The organism is Acinetobacter genomosp. 33YU, assembly GCF_001990725.1.
Classification (GTDB): Bacteria; Pseudomonadota; Gammaproteobacteria; order Pseudomonadales; family Moraxellaceae; genus Acinetobacter; species Acinetobacter seifertii.
On sequence record NZ_LFZQ01000011.1, the window covers coordinates 288,841 to 307,634 of the forward strand.

An 18,794-nucleotide genomic window follows, 5' to 3' on the forward strand; every position below is an offset into this window, starting at 1 on the left:
TTACTAAAAAAGAAAGTAAAACGATCTATCTTCGGAAAATTTAAAATTTCAGCTACTTACCCCTTTTCCTATTAGCACAAGCGGTTTCATAATGTTTTCTTGAACTGTGCATGATAGACAATAAAAGTATTTATATTCATCTCCCTATGAATGTTCTCAACTTCCTACTAATAACACGTCAGACTGTAGTTAAAAATTTTCACTTATGACAATTACCCATCATGAGTAAACTAGTCTATTTCATTATTTAATAAGTCATATTTTGCATATTAAACTAAAAAATATTTGTTTTTAAAGAATTTTTTCTTAGTTCCGAATATAAATGATTGTGAAAAAACAACATTGAAAATTACATCATTAAACCATTACACCTTCTTATCATCGTTAAAAAGTTCAACTGATTGAACTTACCCCTTTCAAAGCTCAAAACATCATTTTTTGCTTAAAAACCGTAAAAAATTACAGTTATTTTCTTTCAAAAAAACCATTAAATTTTGATCAAAGAATAAGCAGATGTATTGATATCACGGAATCTTATAAATGCATCTACCTACAAGAAATCATTCCATACCGGAGTGACTGTGGATTCCAGAAACCACAAAAAATAAATGGGGCGAATTTCGGAAAAGCCAGATGAGTACGAAGATTTAAAAGGAAGTATTAAAATGAGCAAATGTCAATGTGAAAAAGATGTGATCCCTGACTACACAAAAGTCGGATTTGAAAATCAACCTGCAAACGCTAATTTAGCAAGTGACAATAATAACTTAACAGCTGAAAATAATATAACTGTAGAAGGCCTCAAAAGCCAACTAGATTCAGCTGGAGTTCAAGCATTAAACCTTCAAGCTTGTGTTTCAGCTTCTTATGATCCAAAAACAAACAAAATATGCTTCAACTTTCCAATCATTGGGCAAATTTGCTTCCCATCTCCTATTAGTATTCCAATTGGTGCCACACTAAAAGTCTGTGGTGATGTTTGTACAACATGGGGTATCCCTAAAGGTTTAAAAATTACACTCTATCTTAACAACAATCCTGTTTGGTCTGGTGTTGTTTGGGGTTCTTGTTAAATCTAACCAATCATATCAATCTGCTGCACTATAATTTTATAGTGCAGCAGATTCATACTTTTTGTCATCTACACGAATTTTCATATTTAAGGGCAATCAAAATAAACGCATCATTTATAATTAAAAGACAGAAGCTTTTATTTCTTATTCATGGTTAGCTTTTGTTCGCAGCTAAAAACTTAGCTTTAATTAAAGATTAAATATAATGTATAATTAATATACAACTTAAAACCTATTATATTATTAATGGTGAATTGGTGAGACCGAAGTCAAAGCAGCAAGGACCACTCATGCAGTTTATTTATCAATCAATTAATACCAATAATTTGTAGTTATAAAAACCCTATCAAGTGAATACTTGACCATAAAAATCAAATATTTTTAATAAAATTTTATGCATTAAGGACAAGGGGAAAACATGGAAAATTGGCAAGAAGATCTGCTTTCTGCATCTTTAAATGCAAAAGATACGGATCAGCTGTTTGATACAGCCAAATCCATTAGCTTGCAGCTGGGATATAACTATTGTGCGTATGGTATGCATATCCCACTCTCTATTACTCAACCTAAGTTAATCTTATTAAATAACTATCCCGAAGAATGGCAGCAACGTTATGCTCAGCATCGGTATATTGTTATTGATCCAACAGTGCGCCATTGTCTAAGCTCATTAAAACCACTTATTTGGTCTAGCCAAAAAGCAAACAAACAATCACCAAAAGATTTTTGGGAAGAAGCACAATCATTCGGCTTGAGCGTGGGTTGGTCACAATCATGTCGAGATTTAATTGGTACGCAAGGCATGCTCACACTTGCCAGATCAGCCGATCCAATTTCTGAACAAGAACAAAAATCGCAATCCTCAAAAATGTTTTGGCTTGCTCAAATGCTGCATAGTAGTCTTGCCAAAATCGTGAATGACAAAGAGTTCCGTAATTTAAATCTTAAGTTATCTAACAGAGAAAAAGAGGTATTGCGTTGGAGCGCAGAAGGAAAAACCGCTTCAGAAATCGCGCTAATTCTATCTATTAGTGAGAGAACCGTAACTTTTCATGTGGTGAATGCAATGCAAAAACTCAATGTAAACAATAAAATTTCAGCAGTCATTCGAGCAATAATGCTAGGATTGCTATAAATTTGCATCGAAATCAATTTAGCAAGCTAATATAAATTAACATTTAAAAAATAATGTAGATCCACCGCCAATCGTAAACTCTTATAAATTATTAATATATTAGGGATAAACTCATATTTATTGATTGAATTGACCAACAATATTATGCAAATACAATCTCATTGTAAGGATATTCCGATTTTACAATGACCAGAATACATCTGCCCCTAAATAGCACTAAACCAAACTAAAAACTCCATAGAAAAACATCATAAGCAACTGATTAATCTATGTTTAAATAAAAATATTTAAGTTCTCTAATTTATTGGCTAGCCAAATTTAACCCCCTAAAAATTTAATTTTGGGGGTTTTATAATTCTGAATATCTTAAAATACAAATGAATAGCACACACGATTCAAAGATTGCTCACTTAAAGACTAAAAGAGTTTTGCTATTTCCATATTTTCAATATTCCTTTTAGTATTTATGTTTATTATAAATTATGAGTTCAATATTTGAGATATTCTTAAGCCAAATTTTGTTTAGGCATTGATTTTGATATCTCCATTTGAACATCCCAAAATTTTTCCCACAAATTACAATATTCAAGGCATAGATTTTCTAAATAAATATAGTCTTCTTCAGTACAAGCCTGCATCAAAATGAACCATAAATCTTCTTCATGATCATCATCTGCTGCCTCGGCAGTTTCATCTTCAGAAATGCCATGAACATGGTAATAACCACCACCCTCGACATCTATACCGACAGCACTGGTTGCTTTACGCAAAGGTGGACTATACAAAATCACCTCTTCTTCAGCCACAGCTAATAAAGCAGAAACAGCTTTATAGTCATTATAAGAATTCTCTAAAAAATCTCTCACCTGATGCGCGATTTCTGTTGGCTTATAGTTGCGACGCTCCTCTTCAGTTACTCCAAAATCATTCAAAACATCTTCAAATAATGGATAATGAGCATATTCAGGGTTTCCTTGATAATAACCATCTCGGTCAGCACCAGGCCTGAATCCGAACTCATCAAATATATTCAGACTTAAAAGAAAACGCGGGAACATTTTGGCTCCAGCATGCAATTTAGGTTCTAATTGCTTTGCCTGATATTGAGCTATTAATAAAGCATCTGTAAAAGTTTGTACAATTGCATGGCGATACTCTAAATGAATACGCTTTAAATTTTGTTTACTGATTTCTCCATTGTTTAAAATTTCTATTGCAGGATGATGAGAAACAGGATGTTTTGAAATCTTAACTCTTAATTGGTTTAAAAAATTTAGATTTTTATCCCAAAGCTCAGCTGAAATGCTTTGTTTCATCCCTGCGAGTGCCTTTTTCCTAGGATTATTAAAGTTCTCAAATTTTTTTGGCATAATTCACTCTCGTTAAACTTATTAAAGTTATCTGATTTCCATATTTTATTTTAAAAACAAAGAATTACGCTAAAATCCAAACTCCTTTTGTTAAAAATCCATCTTAGAATTAAAATTATATTAAATCAAATAGAATATTTAAAAAAATTTAAAAATAATAAAGATTATTTTTATAATATTAACTTGAATCAAATTATGTTTTTGATTATGATCAAATTGATTAAAAAATCAAAAGCTATGCCAACTCATAATTAGTTCTAACTATATGGAAAAATAATGTCAAAAAAAGAAGATATTATAAATACTGCTTTAAACCTTTTTAATAAAATAGGTTATAACGCTACGGGTGTAGATAGAATTATTGCTGAATCAAATGTCGCCAAGATGACTTTTTATAAATACTTTCCCTCTAAAGAAAGTTTAATCATGGAATGCCTAGAGCATAGAAACATTAATATACAAAATTCTATTTATGAAAGGTTGAATGCACACCCAGATGCAGAGCCACTTGAAAAAATACATCTGATTTTTAATTGGTATATCGACTGGATTAACAGTGAAAACTTTAACGGCTGCCTATTTAAGAAGGCATTTATTGAAGTATCTAAACAATACACTTCAATTCGAGAACCATTTCAAGAATATACAAATTGGTTAATCAATTTATTAAATAGTTTATTAGTAGAGCTTGGTATTGAAAATCCTACTCCGCTTACTCATATGCTTATCTCAGTTATTGATGGGATTATCATTGATGCAACGATTGATAAGGATTTGATTGATCCTAACAAAAAATGGCAATATATCGAGTATTTAATTAAAACTGAAAATCTTAGTTGAACTGATAAAAGTTAATCTCAAACCAATATATTATATATTTTTATATTGACTAGTTAAAATATAGCACTAATAAATATAAATTTTATTGAGTATTAATATTAAAATAAATGAAATTTACTGCAGCGATAATTTTCTACCTTTTTGGACAAACTCATATTAGAATTCCGCATCCTTATTGTCTCCCATATCTCTATGAAAAAGTTTTTAGGCAATTCTATCTTTAAAGCAGTTGGTTGGACCTATGATGTAGATCCTACAATTCTTGAGAAAAAACAAGTTATTATTGGTTTTGAGCATACTTCTAACCTAGATGCAATCTTATCTATTGCTCTGTTTCAAATGTTAGACCTAAAAATTCATACTTTAATAAAGAAGGAACTTTTCAAAGGTCCAATGAAGCCTATTCTTGAGAAACTAGGTGGAATACCCGTAGATCGAAAAGCGAGTAAAGATATTGTCTCTCAAATGGTCGAAAAATTTCAAAGTCACGATACATTTAATCTAGTCATTGCACCTGAAGCAACACGAGCAAAAGATGGATCTGAACGCAGACCTATCCGTACTGGATTCTGGCATATTGCTAAAGCTGCTAATGTGCCAATCGTACTGATGTACGCAAATGCAAGAACAAAAAAAGGCGGTATTTTAGGCAAAATTTACCCTTCAGATTTGCAAAAGGATCTTGAAACAATTAAAGAACTCTATGCGCAATATGATATTGATGTAAAGATTAGCTAACCAATTTAGTCGCAAACTTCGAGTCTATTTTTTTAGCTAAATTTAGCCTCTCAAAGCGTGCTTAATTGGTTAACAAAACATAGGACAACAGTTTTCAAGAAAACCATGCCTATGATAATATTCTGGCACTTTTGCATTTTTTAATTTTTGGAGTTCACTTCCATGGCGGGTCATTCTAAATGGGCCAATATTAAGCATCGTAAAGCTAAACAAGATGCAAGTCGCGGTAAAGTTTTTACTAAATATATTCGTGAAATTGTGACTGCTGCCAGACTTGGTGGTGGAGATGCTGCTAGTAACCCTCGCCTTCGTGCTGTTGTCGAAAAAGCACTTTCTGTCAATATGACACGTGACACCATTAACCGTGCAATTCAACGCGGTGTGGGTGGTGAAGATAATGATGATTTAAAAGAAGTAACTTACGAAGGTTATGGCGTTGGTGGTGTTGCTGTTCTTATTGAAACAATGACAGATAACCTAAACCGTACAGTGCCAGATGTACGTCACTGTTTTAGTAAAACAAACGGTAATTTAGGAACTGCGGGTTCTGTATCTTATCTATTTACTAAGCGTGGTGAAATTACTTTTGAAGATGTCTCTTTAGAAGATAAAATCATGGAAGTTGCTCTAGAAGCTGGTGCAGAAGATATTGAAGTTTCAGAAGATGAAATTTTAGTCATTACTTCACCAGAAACTTTTGGTGATGTTCAAGATGCTCTTGCTGCTGCAGGCTTAAAATCTGATAACGCTGAAGTTGTAATGAGCCCTTCAACTAAAGCGGAAATTACAGATGTTGACCAAGCAAAACAAATTCTCAAAATGATCGATATGTTTGAAGATCTTGATGATGTACAAAACGTTTATACAAACGTTGAATTCTCAGATGAAGTTTTAGCTCAATTAGATGCTTAAACCAAACATTGAAATTAAAAAACGCACCGATTGGTGCGTTTTTTTATAGCTTATTTAATAAGTTATAACAGTTAAACACATTGTACTCTTTAATCACAAAGCTCGAATGTAGAGCGACGACATTGTCAATTTTACCAATCCGTCTTAATAAAATTTCGCTGTAGTCATCCATATTACGTGCGACCAATTCAAGAATAAAATCGGCACTTTGACCTGTAACTAAAAATGCATTTGTAACTTCAGGAATAGCTTCAATTTCAGAAAGGAATTTATCGAAGGTCTCGCTATCATGTTTACTTAAAGAGACTTGTAGCAAAATATGCAAGGTAAAACCCAATTTGCTAAAGTTAATTTCTCTTTTAAGCTGTCCCATGATATTAGCTTCAATTAAGTGCTTAATGCGGCGATGAACAGAGCTAACTGAAAGATTAATCCGTTCTGAGAGCTCATTCAAATTCAGGTCTTCATGAGACAAAATTTCCAGAATTTGTTTATCAAAACGGTCTAACTCCATTCTTTTCTCCAATCAGTACTCTTTATAAGTGAACAGTATATCCTAAAGCCAAGTCTACTTTAAAAATCAAACACGATTAAAAAAAGAATTAAGCTTTACTTCAATATGTTGACTCAAATCTGTGCCTGTTAACTGTGCAGTAGTATGACGTTTATAGCGCATTTGCAATGGTTTATAGCCTTATATCCTTTCAACTTTTCATTTAGCACATTAGTAAAACAATATATTATTTAACAATAATGAATATTTTTCAAATAAAATCAATTACTTTTCAGAATTTCTAAAAGTTGGCACTGTTTTTGATATGCAGATATTGGAAAAATTTTATATCCAATGTGGGGAATACCTGTGAAAAAAATCAAAACTTTAGTTCTTGCCATGAGTGCTGTTAGCCTAACAGGTATAATGGTGCCAGCCCATGCTGCTACTGATGCAGAAGTAGATGCTTTACGCAAAGAGGTCGGTGAATTAAAACAACTGGTTCAGCAACTATCGAGTCAGCAAAAAACCGCACTTGCAGCTAATACTCCAGCAGCTCCACAAACTGCAACTGTGGCAAATCCACCTGCTCCACAAGGCAAACCAGGATGGATGCAAATGCCTGATGGACAAACTCAAGTTAAGCTCTATGGAAACGTACGAGTAGATGCAACTTATGACTTTAAAGGTTCAAATGGAAGCATTTCAAATGCAGCCAATTACCCATTAAATAAAGATGATCCAAGACAAGATTCTTTAAATGTATCTGCTGCAACTACACGTATTGGCCTAGATATTCTTCGACCTACCCAATATGGTGATTTAACCGGAAAAATTGAAGCCGACTTTATGGGGGGGAATGGCGACAATGGCAGTGGAACTTTCCGTGTACGCCATGCTTATATGTCTTTAGGTAAATGGTTAGCAGGTCAAACGACTTCACCTTTCGTAAATACCGATACATCTCCAGAAACATTAGACTTTACAGGTGCAGTGGGCACAGGAACAACCCGTACCGTACAAGTCCGCTATACCCAGCCGATTGATGCGCAACAAAAAATCTTATTTGCTTTAGAAGGTGGCGATGTTGAAAAAGTAGGAAATGTTGCGGGTGGAAGCCGTTTCCCTGCTCTAACAACGCGTTATGATTTTAAAACTGCCGATAATAAAGGCTTATTACAACTTCATGGGCTTGCTCACGAAAACCGTGTCGCACCTAAAGATAGTTCATCTGAAGAAAAATTTGGTTGGGGTGTCGGCATAGGCGGAAAGTATGATATTACCCCTCAAGATAGTGTTATGGCGAATTACTATCATGTTAAAGGCGATGGTCGATATTTATCTTATAGCAACTCTGCTTATGCATATGACACAGTTAGTCAAGATATCAACTTAGGAGAATTTGATAGCGCTGTTATTGGCTATCAACGCAAATGGAATCCAATATTACGTTCTACTTTCGCAATTGGTGGAGTTCAGTATAAAGATGACAGCACATATGCCAATACTAATTTAAATAACACCAGCTATAACAAAGAAATTTATAATGCGCTGGTTAATTTAATCTGGAACCCAGTTAAGAATATTGACTTAGGTGCAGAATACACTTACGGCCAGCGTGAAACATTTGCAGGTGATAAAGGCGATTACTCACGTATAAATTTACTTGCTAAATATAATTTCTAAAAGCTAGATATAAAAAAAGAGCCTTTAAAGGCTCTTTTTTTATTGTCACAATTAATGCATTGCCTGAATTTTCTCTAAGAAAAGTTTAGCGCGCTCGTGACGAGCCTCTAAATTATCAAAAAATTCATTGGTTGGACAATCTTCAAGAATTTTCCCTTCATCCATGAAAATTAAACGGTTCGATACTCGTTTAGCAAAACCCATTTCATGAGTAACACACATCATGGTCATACCTTCATTTGCAAGTTGTACCATCACTTCAAGCACTTCTCCTACCATTTCAGGGTCGAGTGCCGAAGTAGGTTCATCAAACAACATACAGACTGGGTCCATAGATAACCCGCGAGCAATTGCAACACGTTGTTGTTGTCCACCAGAAAGTTGTCCTGGAAATTTATCTTTATGCGCAAGTAACCCAACTCGTTCCAGATACTTAAGTCCCTTTTCCCGAGCTTCAGCAACTGAGCGTTTTAATACCTTCACTTGAGCAATCGTTAAATTTTCCAAAACTGTCATGTGCGGAAAAAGTTCAAAGTGCTGAAACACCATTCCTACGCGAGAACGGAATTTTGCAAGATCAGTTTTTGGATCTTTTAATGAAACCCCATCAACAATAATGTCACCTTGCTGAAATGGTTCTAAAGCATTTACGGTTTTAATGAGCGTTGATTTTCCTGAACCAGATGGCCCGCAAACAACAACGACATCACCTTTTTCAATACTCGTCGTGCAATCTGTTAAAACCTGAAAATCACCATACCATTTAGAGATATGTTGGATGTCTATCATTGGCATTTAAAATCTCCAATTAGCGAATGATGGCAATTTTTTTCTGTAAGCGTTTGACTAATTGCGATAGCACAAACGAGCTACAGAAATACACCACAGCGACGATTAAGTAGAATGTTGCTTTTGTTTCAGGACCATAGGTATTAGCCAATGTATCTGCACGACCTAAGAAGTCTGGTGCACTAATCACATAGACTAATGACACATCCTGAAAGAGAATAATGGTTTGAGTAAGTAATACTGGGAGCATATTACGGAAGGCCTGCGGTAACACCACATAACGCATAGATTGACCATAGGTGAAACCTAAAGCGTAGCCTGCATTGACCTGACCTTTTGAAATAGACTGAATACCGGAACGTACAATTTCCGAGAAAAATGCAGCTTCAAAAATCGCAAAGGTCACAACACTCGAAAATAATGGCCCCCAATAAGTATCTGATTGAAACTCAAATATTTTCGGCAACAAAAAATAGAAAATAAAGATGACCTGAATTAATGGAATACCACGAAATAGATCGACATAGAACTTCGCAAAGTTACTTGCGATTGCGCTGTTAGATAAACGCATCATTGCCAATGGAGTTCCAATCAGGATCCCTCCCATCATCGCAAGTACCGTTACCGTAAGCGTGAAGATAAAACCTTCTTTGAGTGCAGCAATAACATCAGGATTATGTAATAGAGAAAAATCCATAATTATTTTCCTCCCGAACCTAAACCTGGTACAGCCATACGTTTTTCAATCCATGCCATCACAAATTTAATGGTGTAGGTAATGATTAAATAAACTGGTGTAGACAGAATAAGAATGATAATGTCCTGAGAAGTCTCTTCTCGCATGGTTTTGGTATAAGCGAAGAAGTTCAAAACACTTAACGCATATAGAACTGCTGAGTTCTTAAAAACGTTCATTGCTTCTGAAGTAATAGTTGGCCATACAGTGCGGTATGCAACCGGTAAAATCACATAACGATAACTTTGCGCCGTTGTAAAACCCATTGCAGAAGCTGCGAACTTTTGTCCGCGAGAAACTGTGTTAATCCCCGCTCTTACATGCTCAGAAACACGTGCTGCGGTATATAGTCCCAAAGCAAAAACACCAATAACAGCAGGATGATGATTTAGAAGGTTTTTCCACCATCCACCTGCTACAACGTCTCCACTTCCGGCACTTAAACTATCTGGTAAGAACTCTGGGAATACAAAAGCCCAGAAGAATAACTGTACAATTAAAGGAATATTACGGAATATTTCGACATAACAGTTGCCGATAAATGCAAGCGGTTTGTTGGGTAAAGTACGAATTACCCCGAGGAGAGAACCTAATAAAAATGCGATAAGAAAGGCTACAACAGCAGTCCATACCATAGTAAAGACACCAGAACCTAACATTTGTAACCATGTGGGCGCCTCAGAAAAAGCATTGTAGCTAGAGCTACCAATGACTTTACAAACTGATTCTGCCCATGCGGCTTTATCGACACCATATTCATTAGACTCCGCACAGAATATAGTCCAGTTTAGCGAGCCGACTGACATGTTTGCCCCTTAAATGAATATCTTAGAAAATAGACCACTTGTGCAAATGAGGTTTTACACTTGCACAAGTAAATTTAGGACAAAAGGAACGTGTTAGATCCCTGCATCTGTTGGGTGGGCTTTAAGCTTTTTGTAAGATGCACTTGGCTGCATATTTAAATTAGTATTTTTTGGTGGAATTGGAGATAAGAACCATTTCTTATATAAAGCGTCCATTTGACCAGTTTTCCATAAATTATTTACGGTACGGTCGGCAACTGCTTTAAATTTTGGATCATCTTTAGCAATCATGATGCCATAAGGTTCTGACGAAAGTACTGGCCCTACAATTGCGAATGCTTTTGGTGTAGATGACTTAGCAATTAGACCAGCTAAGATATTGTCATCCATTACAAATGCTGCGGCACGGCCAGATGCCATCATGGCAAATGAGTCAGAATGGTCTTTACCATAAATGTTTTGTACATTAAGTGACTGACCTTTTTCATTCATTTTAATGTACTTGTCAGATGTTGTACCTTGAGTCGTAACAACTGCTTTACCATTTAAATCAGCTAGACTTTTAATACCGGAGTTTGCTTTAACAGCCATGCGCACTTCTGTTGCATAGTAGTTCGTTGAAAAACCAACTTGTTGCTGACGCTGTTTAGAGTTTGTAGTCGTACCACATTCCATATCAATATTTCCTGCTAAAAGCTCAGGAATACGTGTTGATGAAGTGACTGCCTTGTATTCAACTTTTAAACCAGGCATTTTCAATTCTTTCTTAATATCATTTGCGAACTGGTTACAAATGTCGACTGCATAACCTACTGGTTTACCTCCAACAACGTATGAAATTGGGTCGGATGATTCTCGGTGACCAATAACGATTTTTCCAGTACTTTTGATTTTTGCTAATGTGTCTGCTGCCTGTATTTGAGAAGTAGCACCAACCGTACAAAGCATAATTGTTGAAACAATGAGAGAGGTTGCAGAACGTTTCATAAGAACTCCTTGATGATCATTCCTCTATTTGTCTACAGAATCATTCTTATAGAGAAATAGAGTGATTTATTATTAAATTGCAATTATCGAGCCAACTTTTCCAAGTAGGACTTCATCCATTTGCTTCACTTATTATTTATCTGTTTCGCAGAGTTAATACCTTTAAAACTGCTCACATGTTTCTTACTTTAATCTATATTTTAATCTTCTGTCTATTATTAAGCTCATCTAATTACACTTAAATGTGGCAATTTTTGATTACATTGTAAACACATGCACAATAAAGTGGCTTAATTTTTTCTAAAAACTGTTTTTAGAAAAACTATTTTATTAATAAAAAGAAAAATTAACTTTATTAGGCATTTAGACTAAAAGTCTAAGTTTGTAATTAAAAAACAAAACAAACCTCAAAATAATAAATAAAAATGTTTTAATAAAATTCATTTATAAAATTTATAGTCATGTTTTTTACAATTAAAATATTTCTACAAATATAAAAAAAGCCCGATTTATTTCGAGCTTTTTTAGAAAACCTATAGATTAAATGCCTCGCCAATCAACACGTGCATTTCTTTCTGTTTGATATATTCTTAAAACATATTGTCCAAGGGGCAAATCAAGTAAAGCTTTCTGATAATTGCTCCACTCTGGCGACACCTCTTCATCCTCTTCGGGTTCCCATGGTGTACCTTTTATTTCAAGTAAAGGTGCAAGCATAGAACATACTGAAATATCTGCGAGACTTAAGCGGTCTCCAACCATATAACGTGCTTGGTTTTCAATGAGGTACTGATTCAACTCATTTATAAGTTCATCCATACGCTCTTTTGACTGACTTACTAGCTCCTCTTCAAGTTTATAGTTCTTCTTTACTAAAGTTTTGAGGAAAGGTTTTGATATTTTTTCAAACTGGCGCAAGTAACCTTGTTCACCCATCATAATTTCTAGAGCATGGTCTCCGTGGGCTAAAGTATGAGCAAGTGCCCAACGACGTACATGTACACCAAGTTCATCTGCCAAGCTATCTATCTTGAGCGTTTGTTGTCGAAGTTGTTCATCACGGCGCAAAAGTACATGCTCTGGATAGGTATCATCCAGATAAAGTGCAATTTTAGTTGATTCAGCAATCCAACGTTGGTCATCTTTCAAAATTGGCAATAAATTTTGCCCAGTTTTGAGTTGTGCAAATGCACGATGGAAGCCTGGAATCAAATTATGTGCAACGTAATCAAGTTCTTTATGGTCTAACAACCAGCGAGCTTTTTCACAATAATGAGACAAAGGAAACTGATACAAAACCCGCATAAAATCTCCACGTTTATTTTTATTTGACTATTCGTACAAAAATCGTCTTAGGTAAATAGATACTTTAGAAGCTATTTTTAATGAAAACAATGGATATTGTGCTCATTTTTCACTGACAGTTAGGTCTATATTTTTTATATCTTTTTTTACCGTACTTATAGCTCTTTTTCATAATAAAACCACTTTAGTAATTTGCTTAGACAATAAATTTCATAATCAATTGATTTTTAATACATTTCCATATCTATATTTATTTATTAAAAATCAAAAAAAGTGCTTTGCATTTTTATTCATAAGCTGAGCATAAGTCCTCGTTTAGTGGAAAAATATTTCTTTTGTAAGGTAATGACAGCAATACAAGGTGTCATTATGTCTAATTCTCTATCTAAAACGACGGCATACGTCCAAGTCATTCAAAATGATCAACAAGCCATTAATGCTGCTTATCAAGTGGCTGATTTTGCTTTAGAGGGTCGTAATACACGTGATCAACAACGCCAACTTCCTTTTGAGCAAATCGAAAGCTTTAGTCAAAAAGGTTTAGGTGGAATTCGCATTGCAAAAAAATATGGCGGTGCTTTTGTGTCCAATAAAACTTTGGCTCAAGTCTTTCGTATTTTAAGTAAAGGCGATGCCAATGTTGGTCAAATTCCACAAAATCAAATTAGTCTGTTAAACCTCGTCGAGATCTTGGGCACAGAACAACAAAAACAATTTATTTTTTCAGAAATATTGGCAGGCAAACGTCTTGCTAATGGTGGACCAGAACGTAATACACATGACTCAAAAACGCTAAAAACCACGCTTACCATTGAAAACGGTAAATACATTTTAAACGGTGAAAAATTTTATTCGACTGGAACAAGTTTTGCGCATTGGCTCGCAATTAAAGCGGTTCATTCCGAAGGTCATGTTGTTTTAGTGATTGTTAAGTCGGATGCTCAAGGTATTGAAGTCATTAATGACTGGAATGGTTTTGGGCAACGTACGACAGCAAGTGGCACGGTTAAATTAAATCATGTTGAAGTTAATCCTGAGCTTATTTTTGACGAACGCTTATTGGCTCAAACTCCTACTTATCGCGGTGCCTATTCTCAGTTATTACAAGTAGCCATTGATGTTGGGATTGCGGAAGCTGCATTTGAAGATACGTTATCGACTATTCATAAAGCACGTCCAATTATTGATGCAAATGTTGAAAAAGCCAGCTTTGAACATTACACCCTGCAAGAAGTAGGTAAGTTAAATATTTTACTCGACGCTGCAATTTTACTACTTGATGAAGCTGCTGAATATTTAGATGAACTTGACCAACTTGAAAATGTGACTGACGAACAGGTAGCAAAAGCTTCAATTTTGGTTGCTGAAGCAAAAGTCTATGCCAATGATGCGGCTCTACAAATTTCAGAAAAATTGCTGGAGCTGGGTGGTAGTCGTTCAAGCTTAAGCCAACATAATTTAGATCAACATTGGCGAAATGCCCGTGTACATACCTTACACGACCCTGTTCGCTGGAAATTACATGCCATTGGCAATTATTACCTTAATGGTCATTTCCCTGCCCGCCATGCTTGGATTTAAGGAGAAATTGTCATGACTTCATATCAATCGGTTCAAACCAAACAAACATCGGCATCTGGTCAAGCGCACATTATTCAAAATGATGCTGAAGCATTAGAAGTTGCCAAACAGTTTGCTGAGCAATTTAAAAAAACCGCAGTTGAGCGAGACGCTAAACGAATTTTACCGTATACCGAAATCGATGCTTTGAGCCAATCTGGTCTTTGGGCAATTACAGTGCCAAAGCAATATGGCGGTGCCGAAGTTTCAAGCCATACCGTTGCTAAAGTGATTGCGCTTTTAAGCGGTGCAGATGGTTCGATCGGACAAATTCCACAAAATCATTTTTATGCTTTAGAAGTATTGCGCAATACAGGTACAGAAGCTCAAAAACAACGTTTGTATGGCGAAGTGTTAAATGGCACTCGCTTTGGTAATGCACTTGCTGAGTTTAAAACTAAAACTTCAACCCATAAACAAACCAATATCCGTCCTCACGAAAATGGGTATTTGATTCAGGGTGAAAAGTTTTACTGCACAGGAAGTTTATTTGCTCACCGAATTCCAACCTTAGTTTTAGATGATGCAGGCCGAGAATATTTAGCCTTTGTAAAAAGTGGTTCACAAGGATTAAAACTTGTTGATGACTGGTCTGGTTTTGGTCAGAAAACCACAGGTAGCGGCACGGTTAAATTTGATCAGGTTTTTGTCGATGCAGATGATGTTATCCCTTTTGATACTGCATTTTTACAACCAACCTTAGTGGGCCCTTTTGCACAAATTATGCATGCATCAATTGAGGTAGGCATTGCACGTGCAGCCTTTGAAGAAAGTTTGCAAAGAGTGCATCAAGCACGCCCATGGATTGATTCAAATGTAGAAACTGCAAATCAAGATCCTTTGACGATTTATGAGCTAGGACGCATTGCTGTTGATGTACGAGCAAGTGAAGTGTTATTAAAACAGGCAGCTCAATCAATTGATGCCGCAAAAATTGAAACCACACCTGAAAGTATTGCAAAAGCTTCAATTGATGTGGCCAAAGTACGTGCTCATAGTAGCGATATCGCACTCAAAGCATCTTCTAAGCTGATAGAACTTGCAGGAAGCCGTGGTAGTCAGTCACAGGATGGTCTAGACCGTTTCTGGCGCAATGCGCGCGTACATACCTTACATGATGCTGCACGATGGAAATATTACTTTATTGGAAACTATGTTCTTAACGGTGTTCTACCGCCTCGTCGGGGGACATTGTAATGGCAGATCTTAAAGCGAAAGAAATTTTACTCAATGCATTTGATATGAACTGTGTTGGGCATATTAATCATGGCTTATGGACACATCCACGTGATGAATCACATCGTTTTAATGAACTGAGCTACTGGACAGAACAAGCCAAAACATTAGAAAGTGGTTTATTTGATGGTTTGTTTATTGCAGACATTACAGGTGTGTATGACGTCTATCAAAATGGTATTGATCTGACTTTAAAAGAGTCCATTCAGCTTCCTAGCCATGACCCATCTACACTCATTTCAGCTATGGCGGCAGTCACTCAAAACCTAAGTTTTGGAGTCACTGTGAACTTAAGCTATGAGCATCCATATCAATTTGCCCGACGCTTTGCGAGTCTCGACCATTTAACTCAAGGTCGTATTGGCTGGAATATTGTGACAGGTTATCTAGACAGTGCCGAACGCTTAATTGGTCAAAAAGGTTTAAAAGACCACGATGCTCGCTATGAACAAGCCGAAGAATTTTTAGAGCTTTGCTATAAATATTGGGAAGGATCTTGGGAAAACGACGCCGTTAAAAAAGATAAAGTACAGCGTGTTTTTACAGATCCATCTAAAGTTCACACTATTCACCACCACGGAAAATATTACCAAAGTGAAGGTGTATTTCAGGTGTCTCCTTCTGTGCAACGCACCCCGACACTGTTTCAAGCAGGTGCTTCACCAAAAGGCATGCAATTTGCGACTCGTCATGCTGAGTGTGTATTTATTGGCGGTGACAAACCCGAAAAAATACGCGAACAAGTGAAAAAGATTCGTGCTCTTGCAGAACAGCAAGGCCGTTCAGCGGATGACATTAAAGTCTTTGTCGGTATAACCGTTGTTGTGGCCGAAACACATGATCTCGCTGTACAAAAACTTAATGAATATCGTCAGTATGCAAGTCCTGAAGCAGGCCTCGCGCATTATGCGAGTTCAACAGGCATCGACTTAAGTAAATTTGCCGACGATGAAGCGATTCCTTACCAAAAAAGTAACAGCATTGTTTCGATTACCGAAAAATTTAAAGAACAGCAAATCACAAAAAATGACTTAAAAGCTCAACATGTTTTAGGTGGCCGTTATCCCCTCATCGTGGGTAGTGGCGAAGAAGTTGCTGAATACTTAATTCATCTTTTAGATGAGACCGATATTGATGGTTTTAATTTGACACGTACAGTTGCACCTGAGTCTCACCATGACTTTATTCGCTTGGTTATTCCTGAACTACAGCAACGTGGTCGCTATAAAACTGCATATAAAGCAGGTTCACTACGGAACAAAATTTTTAATCGGGGTGATCAATTACCAGAACAACACCCTGTTCAAGCGTTCCGATGTAGTCCCTATAACAACAGCAAAAACTTAACAACAATTGAAGAAATAACTGCTTAAATTTGGAGATAGACATGGCTCAAACAGCCTCTAAAAAATGGCTAGGCGTAGGCCTAGTCGTTGTAGTCCTTTTTGTTGCTTTATTCTTATGGAATAAACATCGTCAAAGTGGCTCAAATGAACTTGTGATTGGTATTAGTCCACCATTTGCAAAACCTTTACAAGCTGCTGCCGATGAAGCAAAAAAACAAGGTTTAAATGTAAAACTGGTCGAATTTTCTGACTGGAATACCCCAAACATTACCTTAAATCATGGGGATATTGATGCGAACTTTTTCCAGCATCAACCTTTCTTAGACAATGCAATTAAAGAAACTGGCTTTAAATTAAAGGCATTTGCAGTAGGTGCAGCATCACATGTGGGACTTTACTCAAAGAAATATAAAAGCCTTGATGAATTGCCACAAAACGCACGTGTAGTCATTCCAAATGATCCAGTGAATCAAGGTCGTGCCCTACTCCTTTTACAACAAGCTAAATTAATTACGCTTAAAGATTCAAACAACCATTTATCTGCACTCAAAGATGTTGTTTCAAATCCTAAAAACTTGCAATTCATTGAGGTTGAAGGGCCACAGACTGCCCGTGCGATTGATGATGTTGACTTGGCTTTTGGCTATCCACATTACTTACGCTTAGCAAAAACAGCTGACCCTAATAGTGCGCTTTTACTTGATGACAATACCAATAAGCGTTATGCCATTTTGTTTGTAGTGCGTGATGACTATCAAGATAAGGGAGACAAATTAAAGAAATTTGTTGAGATCTATCAAAACTCGCCAAAAGTTAAAGCTGTGTTAGACGCTGAAATTGGGCCAAAACTTTGGTTCCCTGGCTGGAAGTAATAACGGAAAGATTATGGCGATTCAGTTCAAACAGCATAAGCCTTGGTTACTCGGAATTACGATTTTAATCGTAGTTCTGGGCCTCGTCGATTACCGTTATATTAAAAATAAACAAGTCGACGATGTTTTAACGATTGGCATTAGCCCGCCTTATGCTGAGCTATTACAAAGCGTTGCCAATGAAGTAGAAAAGCAAGGCATTCATGTCAAACTTGTTGAATTTTCTGATTGGCGAGCACCAAACGTTGCCGTACAAAACGGTGATATTGATGCAAACTTTTTCCAGCAAAGCGTATTTCTACGTAATGCTGTTAAAGAAACGGGCTATGACTTACATGCATATGGTGTGGGCTCAGGAAGTCATGTCGGTTTATATTCAAAAAAATATAAATCACTTGAAGAATTACCTTCAAAAGCACGTGTAGCTATTCCAAATGATCCAGTCAATTTAGCTCGTGCTTTAATTTTATTGCACCGTGCAGGTTTAATTCAGCTTAAAGACATAAATAATGAACTTTCAACAACCCAAGAGATTATAGCTAATCCTAAACAACTAAGCTTTGTTGAAGTTGAAGGCCCTCAAACCGCACATGCATATAACGATGTCGATTTAATTTTCGGCTTCCCTCACTACTTAAAAATGGCAAAGGTAACCGACCCACATAGCGCATTATTTTTAGATCCAATCGATAAAAAATATGCAATTTTGTTTGTGACCCGTCGTGATTACCAAGACAAAAACCAAAAACTTGCAACCTTTGTTAAAGCATTCCAGAACTCAAAACAAGCACAAGACATTCTGGATAAAGACTTTGGCCAAGGTATGTGGTTTCAAGGCTGGAAATAAGGA

18 protein-coding genes are annotated in these 18,794 nt (G+C 36.1%); 11 read left to right on the forward strand and 7 right to left on the reverse strand.

The genetic code is table 11. The features are described from left to right. Positions 1-665: 665 nt before the first annotated feature. Together AC056_RS14945 and AC056_RS14950 are read left to right on the forward strand one after the other, a co-directional pair. Complete coding sequence (locus AC056_RS14945; protein WP_031944963.1) at positions 666-1,073, forward strand: hypothetical protein; 408 nt, start codon at positions 666-668, stop codon at positions 1,071-1,073. Between the two features lie 418 nt (positions 1,074-1,491). Continuing rightward, the gene (locus AC056_RS14950; protein WP_077164050.1) at positions 1,492-2,208 is read left to right on the forward strand and encodes a helix-turn-helix transcriptional regulator; all 717 of its coding nucleotides are present in this window, start codon (positions 1,492-1,494) and stop codon (positions 2,206-2,208) included. Between the two features lie 506 nt (positions 2,209-2,714). Here the strand turns inward: AC056_RS14950 and AC056_RS14955 are convergent. Then, positions 2,715-3,578, reverse strand: a complete 864-nt coding sequence (locus AC056_RS14955) for an iron-containing redox enzyme family protein (protein ID WP_077164051.1) — start codon at positions 3,576-3,578, stop codon at positions 2,715-2,717. A 276-nt stretch (positions 3,579-3,854) separates the two neighbouring features. On the opposite strand from AC056_RS14955, the gene AC056_RS14960 reads away from it, so the two are divergent. The 3 genes from AC056_RS14960 (at position 3,855) to AC056_RS14970 (ending at position 6,068) form a co-directional block, all read left to right on the forward strand. Next, entirely contained in the window at positions 3,855-4,418 is a 564-nt protein-coding gene (locus AC056_RS14960) for a TetR/AcrR family transcriptional regulator (protein ID WP_077164052.1), read from the forward strand. A gap of 192 nt (positions 4,419-4,610) precedes the next feature. Then, positions 4,611-5,156, forward strand: coding sequence for a 1-acyl-sn-glycerol-3-phosphate acyltransferase (locus AC056_RS14965; RefSeq protein WP_039252793.1), 546 nt, complete (start codon positions 4,611-4,613; stop codon positions 5,154-5,156). Between the two features lie 162 nt (positions 5,157-5,318). Continuing rightward, positions 5,319-6,068, forward strand: a complete 750-nt coding sequence (locus AC056_RS14970) for a YebC/PmpR family DNA-binding transcriptional regulator (RefSeq protein WP_004702129.1) — start codon at positions 5,319-5,321, stop codon at positions 6,066-6,068. A 43-nt stretch (positions 6,069-6,111) separates the two neighbouring features. Here the strand turns inward: AC056_RS14970 and AC056_RS14975 are convergent, their stop codons facing one another. After that, positions 6,112-6,582 (reverse strand): Lrp/AsnC family transcriptional regulator, encoded by a 471-nt coding sequence (locus AC056_RS14975; protein WP_002050132.1) that lies wholly within the window; start codon positions 6,580-6,582, stop codon positions 6,112-6,114. Positions 6,583-6,930: 348 nt separating this feature from the next. Here AC056_RS14975 and AC056_RS14980 point away from each other — a divergent pair, with 348 nt between their 5' ends. After that, entirely contained in the window at positions 6,931-8,247 is a 1,317-nt protein-coding gene (locus AC056_RS14980; protein ID WP_191105350.1) for a DcaP family trimeric outer membrane transporter, read from the forward strand. Positions 8,248-8,298: 51 nt separating this feature from the next. On the opposite strand, the gene AC056_RS14985 is transcribed toward AC056_RS14980, so the two are convergent. From AC056_RS14985 to AC056_RS15005, 5 genes are all read right to left on the reverse strand, one after another. Continuing rightward, the gene (locus AC056_RS14985; protein WP_019458936.1) at positions 8,299-9,042 is read right to left on the reverse strand and encodes an amino acid ABC transporter ATP-binding protein; all 744 of its coding nucleotides are present in this window, start codon (positions 9,040-9,042) and stop codon (positions 8,299-8,301) included. A 13-nt stretch (positions 9,043-9,055) separates the two neighbouring features. Next, a complete protein-coding gene (locus AC056_RS14990) occupies positions 9,056-9,733 on the reverse strand; it encodes an amino acid ABC transporter permease (protein WP_004702135.1) in 678 nt (225 codons plus the stop codon). A 2-nt stretch (positions 9,734-9,735) separates the two neighbouring features. Then, positions 9,736-10,578, reverse strand: coding sequence for an amino acid ABC transporter permease (locus AC056_RS14995; RefSeq protein ID WP_077164054.1), 843 nt, complete (start codon positions 10,576-10,578; stop codon positions 9,736-9,738). 93 nt (positions 10,579-10,671) lie between these two features. Beyond that, a complete protein-coding gene (locus tag AC056_RS15000) occupies positions 10,672-11,565 on the reverse strand; it encodes an amino acid ABC transporter substrate-binding protein (protein ID WP_004702139.1) in 894 nt (297 codons plus the stop codon). A gap of 540 nt (positions 11,566-12,105) precedes the next feature. Beyond that, complete coding sequence (locus AC056_RS15005) at positions 12,106-12,870, reverse strand: glutathione S-transferase family protein (RefSeq protein ID WP_039252787.1); 765 nt, start codon at positions 12,868-12,870, stop codon at positions 12,106-12,108. Between the two features lie 345 nt (positions 12,871-13,215). Between AC056_RS15005 and AC056_RS15010 the strand changes: the two genes are divergently transcribed. From AC056_RS15010 to AC056_RS15030, 5 genes are read left to right on the forward strand one after another with little or no spacing between them, the layout of a single operon-like run. After that, positions 13,216-14,451, forward strand: coding sequence for an SfnB family sulfur acquisition oxidoreductase (locus AC056_RS15010; RefSeq protein WP_077164055.1), 1,236 nt, complete (start codon positions 13,216-13,218; stop codon positions 14,449-14,451). 12 nt (positions 14,452-14,463) lie between these two features. Beyond that, on the forward strand, positions 14,464-15,687 hold the full coding sequence (locus AC056_RS15015) for an SfnB family sulfur acquisition oxidoreductase (RefSeq protein WP_039252783.1): 1,224 nt from the start codon (positions 14,464-14,466) through the stop codon (positions 15,685-15,687). Next, positions 15,687-17,099 carry an LLM class flavin-dependent oxidoreductase gene (locus AC056_RS15020; RefSeq protein ID WP_077164056.1) on the forward strand — a complete coding sequence of 471 codons (1,413 nt, stop codon included), beginning with the start codon at positions 15,687-15,689 and terminating at the stop codon, positions 17,097-17,099. Before AC056_RS15015 ends, AC056_RS15020 begins: the two co-directional genes overlap by 1 nt. Before the next feature lie 14 nt (positions 17,100-17,113). Then, the gene (locus AC056_RS15025) at positions 17,114-17,944 is read left to right on the forward strand and encodes a MetQ/NlpA family ABC transporter substrate-binding protein (protein WP_077164057.1); all 831 of its coding nucleotides are present in this window, start codon (positions 17,114-17,116) and stop codon (positions 17,942-17,944) included. 13 nt (positions 17,945-17,957) lie between these two features. Continuing rightward, complete coding sequence (locus tag AC056_RS15030) at positions 17,958-18,791, forward strand: MetQ/NlpA family ABC transporter substrate-binding protein (RefSeq protein ID WP_077164058.1); 834 nt, start codon at positions 17,958-17,960, stop codon at positions 18,789-18,791. The last annotated feature ends 3 nt before the right edge of the window (positions 18,792-18,794 follow it).